Source organism: Neisseria mucosa (assembly GCF_003044445.1).
Taxonomy (GTDB): Bacteria; Pseudomonadota; Gammaproteobacteria; order Burkholderiales; family Neisseriaceae; genus Neisseria; species Neisseria mucosa_A.
The window spans coordinates 86,680-101,622 of sequence record NZ_POWX01000001.1 but is presented as its reverse complement, the minus strand read 5'-3'; the positions used below and the strand labels follow the sequence as shown (position 1 = coordinate 101,622).

The following is a 14,943-nucleotide window of genomic DNA, read 5'->3' as shown; positions in this document are numbered from 1 at the left end:
AGGTGGATTGCATCAATGCCGCAAAAAGAATCCGGCTTAATTTCCTTTACTTATCCGTTATAGGAAGCTTAAAGGTTATTTGGCAGGTTTGATGTCGGCTTTTTGCAAGAGCGCACGCATAGTGTCGTCAATGCGGGCAGTACTCAGGTCGCGGGCTATGTTGCCTTTGATTTCGTTAAAGGCAGGAACTTTGACATCGCGGCGGTCGTCAACGTAAAACACGGCGTAAGAATTACCGTCTTGCAGCGGTTCGGATGTCGCTTCACCTTTTTTCAGGTCTTTGACTGCTGCGTACAGAGGCGGTGCGGCTTCTTGCAAGTCTTTCAGCGGAACATAAGCTTGAGGAATACCGCCTGCTTTTTTGGCTTCTTCATCAATCGAATATTGTTTCAATACTGCGGCAAAAGCCTTCTTCGCCTTCAAATCGGCAGCAGCTTTTTGTCCGTCGGCTTTAGTTCGGGTAACGATTTCCCCTAGGCGTACTTCCTGACTGCCTTGGTAGAATTTGGCAAATTCATCATAGGATTTTTTAATTTCTTGTTCGTTGACAGGATTTTTGCGCAATACGTCGATGGCCAGAGCTTGTCCGAGCAGGTCGTCTTCAAATGCCGCCCATTCTGTTTTGAAGGACGGTTTTTTGTCCGCACCTTGTTTCTTCGCATCTGCACGGGCTTGTTCGAGGGCTTTTTTGAATTCCGCACTTTGGTCCAGTTTGCGGCGTCTGGCTTCTTGCGCGATAACCGTGCTGATAACTTGGCGGTTGGCCAGCTCTTGTCGCAGTTGTGGAGAATCCTGGATTTGTTTGTTTTCAGCACGCAAGGCGGCAACTTGTCCGTCAATCACGCTGCTGTCGATGGCTTGTCCGTTGACGGTAACCAGAGTTTGGGCAAACAGGCTGCAGGATAGGGCGGCCATAACCAATGCGGCTGTAAAATGGGTTTTTCTCATAATCTTCTCTTTAATTTGAAACACTACGGATAATTCAATGGAAATATTCGTCGGGCGTTGCCGCCTTAATGCTCAAGGCATGGATGAAGCCGCCGGCAAACAGGTCTTGGAGCAGGTTTTGAACCATACGTTGGCGTTCGATACGTTTCATCCCGGTGAAAGCCTCGCTGACGACGGTTACAGCATAATGCCCCCCGCCTTTATTGCCTACGTGTCCTTTGTGCAAATGGCTGTCGTCTTGAAACTCGAATATCTGAGGGTTTAGAGTTTTCAGACGACCTTCTATTGCTGAACGCATATCCATTATTTAAAAACAGCTTTGTAGGGCTTAATCAAAACTTCCTCATATACGCCCGCAGCGACATAAGGATCTTGTTCCGCCCATTCTTGGGCTTCGTCAAGCGATGCGAATTTGGCGACGATAAGGCTGCCGGAGACGCGTTCGGGATTGTCGGGCAGGGGATTCGGTCCGGCTGTCAGAAGGCGCCCTTCGGCTTGCAGAGCCTCCAAACGTTTCAAATGATCAGGACGTGCAGCCATACGGGCTTCATGCACGTCGTCTGCATCAGTGGCCAAAAGCATATAATATTCCATTGCTTAATTCTCCTTCGGTAAATGTTTGCCCAAATAAATACCTTGAGCGATAAAGAAAGCGAACATCAGTCCGGTCGAACCGAACATCTTGTAATTCACCCAATGGCTTTCAAAATGAGTGAATACAAACCAGTTGGCTATGCCCATAAATACGAGAAACGCTACCCAAGCATAGGTCAGATTATTCCAGACGGTATCGGGTAATTCGAGTTCCTTGCCCATTGTCGCCTTAAGTCCGTTTTTCCCGGCAAGGTGGCTGAAAAGCAAAACCAGTGCGCCTATCCAAAACAATACGGACGGTTTCCACATGATGAATCGCGGATCTTTCAGCAGGATGGTCGCCCCGCCGAATACCACGATTAAAACCAATCCGACCCACTGCATCGTATCCAGCTTTTTAAATTTCCAATAGGTAAAGGCCGCCTGCAAAACACCGACTATCAAAGCTACGGCTGTCGCGGCAATCATGTCTTTCGTAACCGTATAAGTCAGAAAAAACAAAATTACCGCCAATAAATCACTCAGAATTTTCATATATAAAAAACAAAAATAAGGAAACCAAACAAACAAACGGCAATCATACAGGCAGCCGCGGTTTTTTGCATTACCGTAAACCTCAAACTTTGGTTTGTTTGATATGCCGACAGTTTGTTGTAAGGTTTTAAAAATGCAAACGGAATGATAAAATAAGTTCCCGATAGATTTGTAAAAAAGAAACACACCGATGCAAACAGCAACGGTTTATGACATTTTTGATAACATAAATGACAGTGTTACTTGGCAGATTAGGGACTTAGACTATATCATAACGTAATATATCGTAATAGACGGTTAAGTACTCGGCAGTACCGCAGGATTCATTTCATAGGGGACAAGTTTTGAAAAAACATTACAAAATCAAACTTATCGCAGCTTCCGTTGCCTTAGCGGTTTCGGTGGGTGCAAGCGCAGGGTTGGGCGGTTTAAATGTTCAATCGCATTTGGGTGAGCCGTTTTCCGGCAACATCACCGTAACCGGAGAAGAAGCACAGGCATTATTTAACGGCGGCAAGGCTTCCGTATCGAATGCCAACCTCAGAACCAGCGTTCACAGAGCGGGCGATCGTGCGGTCATCAATATCCGTTCGGCTAAAGCCATCAAAGACCCTGTGCTGATTTTCCAAGTCAGCACCGGCTCTCAATCTCGAGAATATACCGCAATCATCGATCCGGCTGATTACTCGGTCAAGGGCGACAGTACGCCCCGCGTTCGTCAGGAGCCGCCTCCCGCATATGCTTCCCAGCAGATAGACCGTCAAGCTGCACGCGAACGGATTAACCGTGCGCTGCGTAGTGGAAATGCGTCTGCAGATGTTGCGAATAATACGCGTAAAGAAGGAATCGACAATAAAAAGTCAAAAAATGCCCAAACACAGCCTAAACAGATGCAAAATGCAGCCTCTTCTGTACAGGGCGAGCCGCGTTATGGCAAACGACATTTAGTCAAACAGGGTGAAACCCTGACTGAAATTGCGACCCGTATCCGTCCTCAGGGTATGACGGTCGAGCAGGCAATACAGGCATTGGTAAAAGCCAACCCTAGTGTGTTCATCAATAAAAATGCCGACCATATGTTGGCTGGCAAAGTATTAAATATCCCGACCCAGTTCGATATGAAACAGGCAGCTGCTAAACAGTCTGCCGAGAAGCCTCTTGTGTCTGATAAACAGCAGCCGCAGACCGCAGCAGCATCTAAAGCATCGTCTGAAAAATCAGAAGCTGCCAAAACTAATGCATCTGCGGAAAATAAGGCAGGTGAAAATAAGGCTGGCGAAGAGGCTAAATCAAACAAAGAAGCCAAGCTTGAACAACAACCGGCACAAGTAACCGCTTCCGCTCCACAGGGTGCAACACAAGAACAAGCTGCTTCATCCGTAGGCACTGAGGAAGTATTACAACCCCGCATCGCAGAACAAACCGCTGCAAGTGAAACAGCAAAATCTACACCGGAAGCCCAAGTTGAAGAAGCTTTGGCTGCTCAGCAAAATTCCGCTGCTCAAAGTGAAGCAGTAGAAGAGTCGTCTGAAGATGGCGGATTATGGCGCTGGCTGTTAATCGGCGGCGGTGCGCTGTTGGCATTGTTGCTGTTGCTGAAAGCTTTGGGCAAACGAAAAGCAGCTGCTGTCGCGCCTGTCGTACCTGTTCCTTCTGCAGGATATGACGAAGAAGATGACGACATTAGCTTTGCAGAAACCGTGATAGCCGACGAGGTGAAGCCCGAACAGTTTGTTCAAGCGAAAGTTGTTCCTGAAGAAGAGCCTGACGGACTGTCTATCGAGGATGATTTTGACGACGAAGCTTTCTTTGTGCAGCCCAATGCCGCCAAAGAAGCCGCTGAAGATGAGATCAATATTAATATTGACGATATTGACGATAAGCACGTCGGCATCGTATCCAGCGCAGTTACCGTGGATGAGGAAACGGAAAAACGCCGTGATTTGGATTGGGACTCTGTTGAATCGACAGAAAGCGTCTATGAGCCCGAGCCGGAGAATCCGTATCAACCGGTTTCAGTAGTTATAGAAAGCAGACATCAAGAGGAATCAGTAGTAGAGCCTGATAATACGGCCCATATTCAGCAATTTGATGAGGTCCAATCAAACTTTGACACGTCTTTCCATGACGCTAGTGAAGAAACCAAAGAGGCGGATGCCTCAGTAGGTGAGGAAGAGTATTCTTATACCGAATCCGCCGTTGCGGAAGAAGTTTCTGATTTGGAGTTTGACTACGAAGCCTCCGACGCTTCTGAGGTTCAACAGCAGGAGCAGACTGTTGGCGCAGAAAATGTCAAAGACTTTGAAGAAGCAGAAGAAGGATGGGACTTCTTCTCGGAAAAAACCGAATCCCAGCCTATCGAGCCGCTGCCTGAGTTCACAACATCTGAGCAAACATCGTCTGAAAAATTAAATGGGGACGAGGCTTTAGAGTTTGCTTCCGTTGATACCTCAGCCGATGAAGCCGTAGCCGAAGAGCCTTTTGAAATCAAACAAGATGAAGGCATTACCTTCCAAGAAAGCGACGAAGATTTCGGATTGGCTGATTCCCAAGGTAACGGAGTAGAAGAGACCATCGAATGGGAAAACCTAACAGTTGATGAAGAAGTAAGCAAGTCGGCATTTGACTCAGGCTTTATTTCCGAATCCGTCGGAATGACCGCTCCTTTAGAAGCCAAATACGAATTGGCAAAAATGTATGTCGAAATTGGAGACCCCGGTGCAGCCCGTGAAACTTTGCAAGAGCTGATGGAAGAGGCTACCGGCGATATCTTGGATAAAACCAAAGCCTTGTTGGCAGAGTTAGGCTGATTAATCTGACAATCCCTTTGGGGAAAGAAAAATAAAGATGCCGTTTCTAAAAGCGGCATCTTTTTTATTGCTATACTGTCGGATAAGCAATTTTCGTATGATTTTGTTCGAATATCGAGCCTTCACCGATTATGATGTTTCCTTCTTCAAAGCAGCCCTCAGTTTGCCGTTGGGCATTAATCCTGTCTTATGATGGCAGCCGATTTTACGGCTGGCAAAAACAAGCCGGCGACTTGCCTACTGTTCAGACGACCTTAGAATATGCACTCAGTCAAATTGCGAGTGAAAACATCCGAACCATAGTTGCCGGGCGTACCGACACAGGCGTACACGCCACTGCACAAGTCGTCCATTTCGATACCACAGTAGTCCGTCCCGAGCAGGCATGGGTGCGGGGCGTCAATGCCCATCTTCCCGAAGGTGTGGCTGTATTGTTCGCACAGCAAGTCGCCCCACATTTTCACGCCCGCTTTGACGCATACGGTAGAAGGTATCGTTACCTTTTGGAATCATCTCCCGTCCGTTCCCCGATATTGCAAGGCAGGGTAGGGTGGACGCACCTCAAACTTGATCCTGACAAAATGCAGCAAGCGGCATTATTATTAGAAGGCGAACATGATTTCTCCAGCTTTCGCGCCGCCGAATGCCAAGCAAAATCACCCGTTAAAACCCTATACAGTGCAAAAATCAGCGGTACGCCGCAACTTCTCAAACTGGATTTGCATGGCAATGCCTTTCTACACCATATGGTGCGTAATATTATGGGCGCATTGGTTTATGTCGGTAGTGGTAGACTGAGCGTTTCCGAATTCCAAGCCTTAATCGAAGAACGCAGTCGATTAAAAGCCCCTCCAACTTTTATGCCTGACGGGCTGTATCTGACCGGGGTGGATTATCCGCCCGAGTTCGGCATCATCCGTCCCGAAATGCCCGAATGGCTGTGAGGTTGTCCGAAATACTGTCAAACCTATTCTTCCCTTCAATAAAGAAAATTCTGGTCATTCCCGTGCCGACAAGGATCCAAGCATTGATTTTTAGAAAAATATTCAAAAATTACCGTACTCAAGCTCTTGTATTTCTTTCACATCAAGAATGAGATTTGAAATATCCTGTCTTTATTTTCATACACTATAAAAAGTCGTTTGAAATCTATACGCATTTTTTCAGACGACCTTTGCTCTTTTCGATAGACCAACCCGCAGATAAAGCCTGTACTACGGAGCTGGAATGACAGCTACCGCAGATCGGGAGATATTTATGCCCGACAAACCCTATCAGGGTAAATGCAGGCATGAATACCTGAACGATGTTTCCAGTTTCCTCGCTTGCCTGAATTAGCCAAAAAACAACAGCCAGTCCTAAAAAACTACCGTTCGGGAAATCTGTGTTGTAAAAATGCAAACAATAGGAAAATCGGTATTACCATATGATTTATAAAGGAAATATTTAGAATCTTATGTTGTTGACAGGGTGGTGTGGCGTAAGGGGGGAAGAAGGGGAAGTGAATAAAGTTTGTTTTTTTAGAAAGGAACAATTATAGTGAGAGTCATGGAATCGCTGATTCCAGCGATAATGTAAAGCCTAAGCGGACTCTGTCCGGGTCTGCTTAAGTTATTTCTTCACGATAGAAAAAGGAATACAGCAATGAAAAAATCTCTGATTGCTCTGACTTTGGCAGCTTTGCCTGTTGCAGCTATGGCTGACGTTACCTTGTACGGTCAAGTTAAAGCCGGTGTTGACATTTCCCGAGTTAAAGAAAAAACTACAGTTAACGGTGTAACTACCAGAGATACAACCAAAACTGCTACTGAAATCGCTGACTACGGTTCACGCATCGGTTTCAAAGGTCATGAGCACCTGAGCAACAACCTGAACGCTATTTGGCAAGTAGAGCAAAATACTTCTGTTGCCGGTACTGACAAAGGTTGGGGTACTCGCGAGTCCTTCATCGGTTTGGAAGGCGGCTTCGGTAAAATCCGTGCGGGTAAACTGAATACCCCTCTGAAAGACAGCAGCGACAGCATTGATCCTTGGGAAGCCAGTGATGCAAACGCAGATGTTTTGTCATTAGGCAAACTCGAACGTGTAGAAGATCGTAAAGTGTCTGTACGTTATGATTCACCTGTATTGTCCGGTTTCAGCGCAAGCGTACAATACCAACCGCGTGACAATGCGAATGCCAAAGACAAATATACTCATGAAGTTAAGAGCGGTGAATCTTACCATGCCGGTCTGAATTATGAGAATGCAGGGTTCTTCGGTCGTTACGCCGGTCAATTTGCCAAGTATGACTTGAAAAAAGCCAATCGCGATGATGTTAAGGCAGCCCGTGCAAATAATGACTGGGGTTTAGAAGTTGGTGATGTAACTGGTGTTTCTGTCAAAGACCATCAAACTCATCGTTTGGTTGTCGGTTACGATGCTAACAACGCTTTGTTTGCCGTTGCAGGTCAATACGATGCTTCTAAAAACGTAGACAGCGGCAAGAAAAACGAGCAAACTGAAGTTGCTGCAACTGCCGGTTACCGTATGGGTAATGTAATGCCCCGCGTCTCTTACGCTCACGGCTTCAAAGCTAAAGAAAACGGTGAGAAACAAGGCAACAGCCGATACAACCAAGTAATCGTCGGTGCTGACTACGACTTCTCTAAACGCACTTCTGCCCTGATTTCTGCCGGTTGGTTGAGAGAAGGCAAAGGCGACAACAAATACGAGAAAACTGCTGGTACAGTTGGTCTGCGTCACAAATTCTAATCTGATACGATTAGTCTAAATAAAGAGCCTGCTTTATGCAGGCTCTTTTTGTCTGTTTGGATAAAATGCAGGATACGTCAGTATGCTGGTTTCAGGCCGGTTCTCATTTATGTCTGGCAAAAAGCTCCGTCCATGCTGCCATTTTTGCTTCTCTCTGCACGGAAGTAGCTGTTGAAAATATCCTGTTTATTTTAATCCGTTAAATAAAAGGTCGTCTGAATCCCTGTGTACGCAGGCTTTTCAGACGACCGTTTTTGGGATAAAACTTAATCCATGGGAAAAGCCCAGGCTGCAAACTTTCAGGCAGGCAACCGTAGCGTGGGCTTTGCCCGCGAAATATGGCAGATCAAAAAAATAGGGCTGCAATTTTGTCATTCCTGCGCAGGCGGGAATCCAGGCCTCGGTATTTTGGGAAGATTTCAAGGATGCCGCAACTTCACATTTCTAGATTCCCGCCTGCGCGGGAATGACGGCGGTAGGAGGGAATTTCAGGCGACCTCACCTCAAAAATAATCTGCGGGTAAAGCTCATGCTACGACGGGCCATCCTCATACAAGCGGGACGGGAATGGCGAGTCTAGACTAACCTTTTGCAAAAACCGTACTACTTACCGCATTCGTAGGCTTCGATTTCACCGATTTTCGGTGCGTATCCGCTACCCGTGTCGTGGCGCAAATCCAGCCAAATATCCACCAATGCCCATGCAGCAGGGGTAGCGATGACGTTTTGCCCCATGCACAATACCTGCGCATCGTAGTTTTCTACAGAACCGCGCAAAGTGATTAAATCATGCGCCGTTGCTGCCCGTATGCCGTGGACTTTATTTGCGGCAATCGCCGTACCTACTCCTGTACCGCAAATTAAAATAGCGCGGTCGGCTCTCCCTGCCGCTACCTCTTGCGCCGAAGCAAATGAAAGCTGCGGATAGGTGCCATCCGGTGAGGATAAATCGGTTAGGCTGTCAACTCGCGGATCGTTTTGCAAATGCGCCTTGAGCGCGTTTTTTAATGTTGTTCCGTTGGCGGGGGCGGCGATAATCAAACGCATGGCTTACTCCTTGATGGTTGGAAGGTAAGGGGTTTCCTTTACGAATTTACCGTAATTTATGATATTGCAACAGGGTTTGTTTTTTGTTGGGGGGTGTCGGGCAGGAATTTTCGGCTTACGGGTGGAGCAGGGAGGGTTGATAAACTTGATAAGGCATTGGTGTGAAAAGAATTCGTTGGGTCTTGATTTGCCCCTACGGTATTGCAGCCAAACCTGTCTGAAGGTCGTCTGAAATGCTTATTGCCGTCATTCCCCGTACGGACAGAGATAGGCATGCCAAAATAGCTTTCTTGTTTTCATTCACCTTATTTCGTGGGCGAGGCCCGCGCTACAAACTTTCAGGGCAGACATCGTAGCGTGGGCTTTGCCCACGGGTTGTTTCGATAAAAGGTCGTCTGAAAATTGTACTCCGTTTTTTCAGACGACTGTTTGTAGATAAGAATCAATCCGTGGGCAAACAAGCTGCGGTTGCTTGTTTATTTGGGCATCATCCCCGCGTTGTCAAGAGTTCGGAAAGTTGAAGCGGCAGCAGCTTTGAAGCATTCTCAAAATGCAGAAGCCTGGATTCCCGCCTGCGCGGGAATGACGGTAGCGGAGAGATTTCAGACGACCTTTTATCGAAACAACCCGTGGGCAAAGCCCACGCTACGGTTGTCTGTCCTGTGCAATTTGTAGCGTGGGCTTCGCCCACGAAATAAGGTGAATGAAAACAAGAAAGCTATTTTGGCATGCCTATCTCTGTCCGTACGGGGAATGACGGTAGGTGTCATATCAAAAAATAAATGAATCAGCCGTATTTGTTTTATCTGTCTTGGTTCCCACCAATCAAAAAGGTCGTCTGAAAACCGGAAATTCCCATTTTCAGACGACCTTTTCATGCTTCAGCCCCTATCAAGCGTCAATGTTTTGCGCAATCAGGGCGTTGTTTTCGATGAAGGCGCGGCGCGGTTCGACTTCGTCGCCCATCAGGGTAACGAACACTTCGTCGGCGGCGATGGCGTCTTCGATGCGCACTTTCAACAGACGGCGCACGGCGGGATCCATCGTGGTTTCCCAAAGCTGCTCGGGGTTCATCTCGCCCAAACCTTTGTATCGCTGGATGGACATGCCTTTTTGCGCGTTTTGGAGCAGGATGTTCAGCGCGGTTTCAAAGCTGTCCACATCGTACTCGTTCTCGCCTTTGTAGAGTTTGGCGCCCTCGCCGACCAAGCCTTTGAGCGCGGCTGCGGTTTGAGTGAGGGTTTGGTAAGCCTTGCTGTTGAGGAACTTGGGTTCGATGTAGCTGACCATGACGTTGCCGTGCAGCTTGCGGGTGATTTTGATGAAGCGGTTGCCTTCGTGTCCTTCGATGCGTTCGAGGGCGACTTCTTTTTCGTCGAGCAAACCGGAAAGTTCGGCAACGGCTTTATCGGCGTTTTCAGACGACGTCAAATCAATGGGCGAAGCGTGCAGCATGGCGCGCAGGACGAGTTCGTCCACGAAGCGGCTTTCCTGTTCGATGACAGTTTTCGCCAACAGGAATTGTTTGGCGGTGTCGGCAAGTTCTGCGCCTTCGATGGTGCGGCCGCCTGAAACGATTTTGGCTTTTTCCAAAGCAAGGCCGAGCAGCCATTGGTCTTTTTCAAGCTCGTCTTTGAGGTAACGCTCCTGCTTGCCGTATTTGGCTTTGTAGAGCGGCGGCTGGGCGATGTAGATGTAGCCGCGTTCGACCAGTTCGGGCATTTGGCGGTAGAAGAAGGTCAGGAGCAGGGTGCGGATGTGCGCGCCGTCCACGTCGGCATCGGTCATGATGATGATGCGGTGGTAACGCAGTTTTTCGGGGTTGAACTCTTCTTTGCCGATGCCTGCGCCCAGCGCGGTAATCAGGGTGGCGACCTCTTGGCTGGCGAGCATTTTTTCAAAACGGGCTTTTTCGACGTTCAAGATTTTACCTTTGAGCGGCAAAATGGCTTGGAATTTACGGTCGCGGCCTTGTTTGGCAGAACCGCCTGCGGAATCGCCCTCGACCAGATAAAGCTCTGACAAGGCAGGGTCTTTTTCTTGGCAGTCTGCGAGTTTGCCGGGCAGCCCCAAACCGTCCATCACGCCTTTGCGGCGGGTAATTTCGCGGGCTTTGCGGGCAGCTTCGCGCGCGCGGGCGGCATCGACGATTTTGCTGGTGATGATTTTGGCTTCGTTCGGATTTTCTTCAAGGAAATCGGTCAGTGCTTGGTTGATGACTTCGTTGACGACAGGGCCGATTTCGCTGGAAACCAGTTTGTCTTTGGTTTGGGACGAGAATTTGGGGTCGGGCAGTTTGACGGACAACACGCAGGTCAAACCTTCGCGCATATCGTCGCCGGCGGTTTCAACTTTAGCTTTTTTGGCAACTTCGTTGGCTTCGATGTAGCTGTTGATGGTGCGCGTCATCACTTGGCGCAATGCAGTCAGGTGCGTACCGCCGTCGCGTTGCGGGATGTTGTTGGTAAAGCATTGCACGCTTTCCTGATAGCTGTCGTTCCACTGCATCGCGCATTCGACGCTCATGCCGTCTTTCTCGCCGAACGCGTAGAAGATTTTTTCGTGTAACGGCGTTTTTTTGCGGTTCATGTATTGCACAAAACCCGCCACGCCGCCGGAAAGGGCGAAGCTTTCGTGTTTGCCGTCGCGTTCGTCGGTCAATTCGATGTCCACGCCGTTGTTCAGGAAGGAAAGTTCGCGGATGCGTTTGGCAAGGATGTCGAAGCTGTATTCGACATTGCCGAAGGTTTCAGCGCTGGCGAGAAAGCGTACGGTCGTGCCTTTTTTGTCGGAATCGCCGACCACTCGCAACGGCTCTTCGGTTTCGCCGCGCACGAAGCGGACGAAGTGTTCTTTGCCGTCGCGGTAGATGGTCAGCGTTACCCAGTCGGACAGCGCGTTGACGACGGACACGCCCACGCCGTGCAGGCCGCCGGAGATTTTGTAGCTGTTGTTGTCGAACTTACCGCCCGCGTGCAATACGGTCATGATGACTTCGGCGGCGGAGCGTCCTTCTTTCGGGTGGATGCCGGTGGGCATACCGCGCCCGTTGTCGGCCACGCTGACGGAATTGTCGGCATGGATGGTTACGGTGATTTTGTCGCAATGTCCCGCCAGTGCTTCGTCGATGGCGTTGTCCAATACTTCGAACACCATGTGGTGCAGGCCGCTGCCGTCCTGCGTGTCGCCGATATACATACCGGGGCGTTTGCGTACCGCTTCCAAGCCTTCCAGCACTTGTATGCTGTCGGCGCCGTATTCTTCGTGTTTTTGGTCAGTCATGGTCTTTATCTGTAAGATTTTTTAAAAGAATTTCTGCTGAGGTCGTCTGAACGACAGTTGAACGCACCACCCGGACGGTCAAGCTGTCCGACGGACGGAAATAGACCGTTATTATACCTGATTTTGCTGGAAAATTCAGCGTTTCGGGTGGGTGGAAAGGTCGTCTGAAACCTGTTTGTACTCGGTTTCAGACGACCTTTTTCATATTTTTTCCGTTTTCAACATTCCACCACGCGGACGGATACGGGGACGGCTTTTTTCTGGAGTGTGATGGCGAGTCCGGCAAGCGAGGTTTCTTTGTAGGTGGACTTCATGTCGCGCCCTGTTTGCAGCATGGTTTGGATGACTTCGTCGAGCGAGACTTTTTTGCCCGTGCCGTCTTCCAGCAGGGCGAGGGTGCCGAGTTTGAGGGCTTTTTCGGCGGCGATACCGTTGCGTTCGATGCAGGGGATTTGCACCAGTCCGCCGACGGGGTCGCAGGTCAGCCCCAAATGGTGTTCCATCGCCATTTCGGCGGCGTTTTCCACTTGTTTGGGCGTGCCGCCGATGACTTCGGCGTATGCGCCCGCCGCCATGGAGCAGGCGACGCCGACTTCGCCTTGGCAGCCGACGTCCGCGCCGGAAATGGAGGCGTTGGTTTTGTAGAGGATGCCGATCGCGCCTGCGGTGAGCAGGAAGTTTTCGATGCGCTCTTGTGTGGCGTGCGGGTTGAACTTGCGGAAGTAGTGCAGGACGGCGGGGATGATGCCGGCAGCGCCGTTGGTCGGGGCGGTAACGACGCGTCCGCCGGCGGCGTTTTCTTCATTGACCGCCATGGCGTAAACCATGGGCCAAAGCTGGGTGTTGACGATTTCTGTTTCTCGCAGGGCTTTGAGTTTGGCGGCAAGCTGCGGGGCGCGGCGGCGGACGTTCAAGCCGCCGGGCAGTTCGCCGTCTGCTGCCAGCCCGCGTTTGATGCAGCCTTCCATAACGTCGGCAACGCCGGCAACGCGGCGGCGGATTTCGGCTTCGCTGCAACCGGCAAGCGCGGCTTCGTTTGCCAACACGGCTTCGGAAATGTCGAGCTGGTTCATGCGGCATTGGGCGAGCAGTTCGGCGCAGCTGGTGTAAGGGTAGGGGACTTGGCGCGTTTGTTCGGCTTGTTGGTCAAATTCTTGATCGGTAACGATAAAGCCGCCGCCGACGGAGTAGTAAATTTGTTCTTTGAGTTTGCCGCCGTCTTTGCCGTAGGCGGTGAAATTCAGTCCGTTTGGGTGTTTGGGCAACACTTGGTCGCCGCGTATGTTCAGGTCGCTGTCGGGGTTGAAGCTGATTTCGCGTTCGTTGAGGCGGAGAATGTGTTGCGTGCGGATGCGTTCGAGACGGTCGGGGATGTCGGCGAGGGGGATGTCGTGCGGCAGGCTGCCTTCCAAGCCGAGCAGGAGTGCGTCGAATGTGCCGTGTCCGCGTCCTGTCAGCGCCAGCGAGCCGTAAATGTCGATGACGATGCGTTCGGTTTGCGCGTCCAGCCCCGATTGTTTGAGGTCGTCTGAAAAGGCGGCGGCGGCTTTCATGGGGCCGACGGTATGAGAGCTGGAGGGGCCGATGCCGATTTTGAAAATGTCGAAAATGCTGATCATGATGTTTCCGTTGATTTTGTTGAATTACTTTTTCCGTTTCGCCCGCGGATGCCCCTCGTCGTAAACCTTGGCCAGATGGTCGAAATCCAGCTTGGTGTAAATCTGCGTGGTCGAGAGGTTGCTGTGTCCCAACAGTTCTTGCACAGCGCGGATGTCGCGCGAGGATTGCAAAAGGTGGCTGGCGTAGCTGTGGCGCATCATGTGCGGGGAAATGTGTTGCCCGCTGCCCTGCCGTACCGCCCATGCCTGAAGGCGTTTTTGGATTTGCCGCTGTCCGAGCCGCGTGCCGTTTTTGCCGGTAAAGAGCGCGGTTTCGCCGTCTGCCGCCACGCGTTCGGACAGATAGGCGCGCAAGGCTTTGACACTTTTGCCCGACAGCGGGACTTGTCGCTCTTTCCTGCCTTTGCCGGTTACGCTCACCCAGCCTTCGTCCAGCAACACATCGCCCAAATCCAAGCCGTGTATCTCGCTCAGGCGCAGGCCGCTGCCGTACATCAGTTCAAACAAGGCATGGTCGCGCACTGCCAAACTGTCATCAACGGGCGCACTGTCGAGCATATGGTTTAACTCTTCCTGCGGCAGGGCTTTGGGCAGGCGTTTGGGCAGGCGCGGGGCTTTCAGGTTGAAGGTCGGATCGTTGTCCATCATGCCCGACTGCACGAGCCAGCCGCAATATTGCCGCCACGCCGACAATTTGCGCGCCAGCGTCCGTTCGCTCAAACCTTGTTGCGACAGCCGTTTCAACGCCGCCACAAAATCGTGCCGCTTCAAATCCTGCGCCGTTTCAGACGACCCTTCAGTCAAAAGCCGCACGAGTTCGGTCAAATCGCGCCCGTAGGCAGACAGCGTGTGCGCCGACTTGCCTTGTTGTCCCAACATTTTCAAATAGCCGTCCAAAGACAGTCCGAAATCGCGCGCCAACATTTTCAGGCGACCTCCAACACGGTTTTCAAAGCCTCCGGCAATCGGCACACTTTTTGGCGCGCATAATCGAAACACACCATGCCCGTGCGCACCCGCGCCAGCACCTTGCCGTCCGCAATACGCGTCAGGAGGAACAACAGCGCAAACCCGCCCTTGCCGATATCCTCGACGCCCATTTCCGCCGACAGTTCATCGCCGTAAAAGCCTTGCGCCAAATATTGCACCGCCGCGTCCGCCATAATCAGCCCCGCGCCGCCCGCGTCCGTTTCGCTCCAGCCCAAATCCGCCAGCCAACGCATCCGCACTTCATGGCACAAGCGCAAAACGGCATCGTTCGCCAGATGGCCGCCGTAATTCACATCGCCCACCTGCACGCGCAAGGTCGTCTGAAACAACACCGCATCCACATCCGCCACTGCCAACTTAGCCAT

General features: G+C 50.7%; 12 protein-coding genes. 3 read left to right on the top strand and 9 right to left on the bottom strand.

Annotated elements, in window-relative coordinates:
- Positions 1 to 75: 75 nt before the first annotated feature.
- The 4 genes from DBY90_RS00585 to DBY90_RS00570 are packed head-to-tail and all read right to left on the bottom strand — an operon-like array spanning position 76 to position 2,076.
- Positions 76 to 948: a peptidylprolyl isomerase gene (locus tag DBY90_RS00585; RefSeq protein ID WP_107826000.1), complete on the bottom strand. Its 873-nt coding sequence runs from the start codon at positions 946 to 948 to the stop codon at positions 76 to 78.
- A gap of 34 nt (positions 949 to 982) precedes the next feature.
- Positions 983 to 1,252: a BolA family protein gene (locus DBY90_RS00580; RefSeq protein ID WP_107825999.1), complete on the bottom strand. Its 270-nt coding sequence runs from the start codon at positions 1,250 to 1,252 to the stop codon at positions 983 to 985.
- The gene (locus tag DBY90_RS00575; protein WP_003742786.1) at positions 1,252 to 1,542 is read right to left on the bottom strand and encodes a YciI family protein; all 291 of its coding nucleotides are present in this window, start codon (positions 1,540 to 1,542) and stop codon (positions 1,252 to 1,254) included. Before DBY90_RS00575 ends, DBY90_RS00580 begins: the two co-directional genes overlap by 1 nt.
- 3 nt (positions 1,543 to 1,545) lie before the next feature.
- Positions 1,546 to 2,076 (bottom strand): septation protein A, encoded by a 531-nt coding sequence (locus tag DBY90_RS00570; protein WP_045072790.1) that lies wholly within the window; start codon positions 2,074 to 2,076, stop codon positions 1,546 to 1,548.
- A 344-nt stretch (positions 2,077 to 2,420) separates the two neighbouring features.
- On the opposite strand from DBY90_RS00570, the gene DBY90_RS00565 reads away from it, so the two are divergent.
- The 3 genes from DBY90_RS00565 to porB all read left to right on the top strand — a co-directional run bounded on the left by DBY90_RS00565 (position 2,421) and on the right by porB (position 7,640).
- Complete coding sequence (locus DBY90_RS00565; RefSeq protein ID WP_107986379.1) at positions 2,421 to 4,886, top strand: FimV/HubP family polar landmark protein; 2,466 nt, start codon at positions 2,421 to 2,423, stop codon at positions 4,884 to 4,886.
- A gap of 131 nt (positions 4,887 to 5,017) precedes the next feature.
- Positions 5,018 to 5,830, top strand: coding sequence for a tRNA pseudouridine(38-40) synthase TruA (gene truA / locus DBY90_RS00560; RefSeq protein WP_070491115.1), 813 nt, complete (start codon positions 5,018 to 5,020; stop codon positions 5,828 to 5,830).
- Positions 5,831 to 6,530: 700 nt separating this feature from the next.
- On the top strand, positions 6,531 to 7,640 hold the full coding sequence (gene porB / locus DBY90_RS00550) for a trimeric porin PorB (RefSeq protein WP_107986377.1): 1,110 nt from the start codon (positions 6,531 to 6,533) through the stop codon (positions 7,638 to 7,640).
- 603 nt (positions 7,641 to 8,243) lie between these two features.
- Here porB and DBY90_RS00540 read toward each other — a convergent pair.
- The 5 genes from DBY90_RS00540 to DBY90_RS00520 form a co-directional block, all read right to left on the bottom strand.
- Positions 8,244 to 8,687, bottom strand: coding sequence for an RpiB/LacA/LacB family sugar-phosphate isomerase (locus tag DBY90_RS00540; RefSeq protein WP_070491113.1), 444 nt, complete (start codon positions 8,685 to 8,687; stop codon positions 8,244 to 8,246).
- Positions 8,688 to 9,578: 891 nt separating this feature from the next.
- Complete coding sequence (gyrB, locus tag DBY90_RS00535; RefSeq protein WP_070491111.1) at positions 9,579 to 11,969, bottom strand: DNA topoisomerase (ATP-hydrolyzing) subunit B; 2,391 nt, start codon at positions 11,967 to 11,969, stop codon at positions 9,579 to 9,581.
- A gap of 218 nt (positions 11,970 to 12,187) precedes the next feature.
- Complete coding sequence (locus DBY90_RS00530; RefSeq protein WP_070491110.1) at positions 12,188 to 13,588, bottom strand: L-serine ammonia-lyase; 1,401 nt, start codon at positions 13,586 to 13,588, stop codon at positions 12,188 to 12,190.
- A gap of 24 nt (positions 13,589 to 13,612) precedes the next feature.
- Positions 13,613 to 14,512: a tyrosine recombinase XerC gene (xerC, locus tag DBY90_RS00525; protein WP_107986375.1), complete on the bottom strand. Its 900-nt coding sequence runs from the start codon at positions 14,510 to 14,512 to the stop codon at positions 13,613 to 13,615.
- Between the two features lie 2 nt (positions 14,513 to 14,514).
- Positions 14,515 to 14,943: an acyl-CoA thioesterase gene (locus DBY90_RS00520; protein WP_107986373.1), complete on the bottom strand. Its 429-nt coding sequence runs from the start codon at positions 14,941 to 14,943 to the stop codon at positions 14,515 to 14,517.